Source organism: Shewanella benthica KT99, assembly GCF_000172075.1.
Classification (GTDB): Bacteria; Pseudomonadota; Gammaproteobacteria; order Enterobacterales; family Shewanellaceae; genus Shewanella; species Shewanella benthica_A.
In genome coordinates, this window is the sequence record NZ_ABIC01000098.1 from 1 (window position 1) to 1,828 (window position 1,828).

Below are 1,828 nucleotides of genomic sequence, written 5' to 3' on the forward strand. Positions count from 1 at the left end.
TGTTGACGAGACGACGCACAATCGTAATGGTGAAGAGCATACCCGCTGGGTCTGGTTGTTATCGAGTGAGGATGCCGTATTCCAACAGGTGAAATATTTTCGTAATAAGGATGCAGCCAAATCGATATTAGGCGAGCATACCCAAGCGATTGTCGTGAGTGACCAATGTCCCAGCTACAACTGGATTGAGCCCGAACGGCATCAATTTTGCCTTGCCCATGTGCAGCGTAATTTACAACAAATGGCCGATTATTCAGGTAAGGGGCTTACCGCGAGTATCGGCAATCGACTGGTATTGCTATTCAAGTCCGTATTTCGCACTCAACATAGATATGAAGCCGGTGACGTTGACGAAATAATGTGGCGTCGGCGAATGCAACGACTAAGGCGCAATATTAAGCGCTGGCTTGAGTGCGGGGAAAATGTGCCCGCTTCACGCTACTCAGGCCGATGCCGGCATATTCTCAAATATGAGCAAGGTTTATGGGTTTTTCTCAATCACCCAGGGACACCTTTGACCAATAACGAAGCCGAGCGTTGTTTGCGTGGCAGCGTGATCATGCGCAAGATCTGCTATGGCACCAGTTCAGATAGGGGTGAGAAGTTTCGATCTCGGATCCTCTCAGTCGTTGAAACGTGCAAGAAGCGCAAGTTATCCCCGATAACAGTGATCAGCACTATCATTGCGGGCGTGGTGGGTAAATGCGACTACCCAGACGTATTTGGACTAACCTCAGCTTAGTCAATCCCCCTCTGGTGAATGCTTACGACCAACCTATCAGCTCTACGAGGATCACCCAAACACACATGTTTAAAGTGAGATTCAGCCCATTTTTCTGCATCTAAAATTGACATAACGACATTCTTTAACTTGTTGATTTTCAAGATCAGATCGTGCCAAATTAATAAAGTTCAATTTTTTCATTATTTGAGTAGAAGAGTCAGAGGCAGAAGAGCTCAATACTAAAGAAAGAGAGCCTTAGCTAGAATAGTAATTTCTTGATGGAGTGAGGGTATTAATATACTTAATATGTATAAGCAATGTCGATACTATCATCATTAAAGTAAGCAGCAGCGAACCTTCAAAGCCAAATTGTCCTCCAGTAATTAACCTGTTTCCAGTTATTTCTTGACTGATAACACTCTCAACTTTTAAACCACTTACTGCAAAGCCTAAAATTGGGCCCTGAAAGAAATTCCAAGAGAAATGCATACCCAGGGGAAACCATAAATTGCTTTTATGGATAGTGTAAATGCCTAACATAATGCCGGCTAATAATAAATTCACTATAGAAATAAATGTCATGTTGTCATTTGATAAATGAATCAGTAAAAATATTATTGATGACCATATAAGAGCCCAATATTTATTCATCGAAGCCATTAAATTAGTTAATACATAACCACGAATGAGGATTTCTTCATTGAAAGCAATAATAGCAAACAAAGTGATATAGCTAAGCCACTTGATACCACCCAAGTCAACATTGATAATAAAAATAAAATCAAAGGCATATAAAAATAAAAAACCAACAGCAATAAGCCCAGCCCCCCAAACTAAACCTTTTAGTAAATCCATCTTATAACCAGAAAATTCAAGGCCTAATGACAGAATAGACTTTCTATCCACAAATTTTCGAAAGATAGCAATAACAAAAAGCATCACAACAAGTTGTAAAAACATGAATAATGTCATCATGTTTATTCCGATGGAATCAAAAATATCATTAGTTGGTAATTCCAACATCTTTGTGGATATCACACCAAGCACCATCATAGGAATTAAGGCCAATGCAGAGAAAGCCATAGCTAAAATGGTCGCTAATAC

1 protein-coding gene and 1 pseudogene are annotated in these 1,828 nt (G+C 40.0%); one reads left to right on the forward strand and one right to left on the reverse strand.

Going from position 1 to position 1,828, the window contains the following annotated elements:
* Nucleotides 1-742, forward strand: a pseudogene (locus KT99_RS19660) (IS66-like element ISSbe3 family transposase); the annotation flags it as partial.
* Between the two features lie 237 nt (nt 743-979).
* Here the strand turns inward: KT99_RS19660 and KT99_RS20255 are convergent.
* Nucleotides 980-1,828 (reverse strand): CPBP family intramembrane glutamic endopeptidase (locus KT99_RS20255; protein WP_005503807.1); only part of this gene is annotated, 849 nt, incomplete at its 5' end.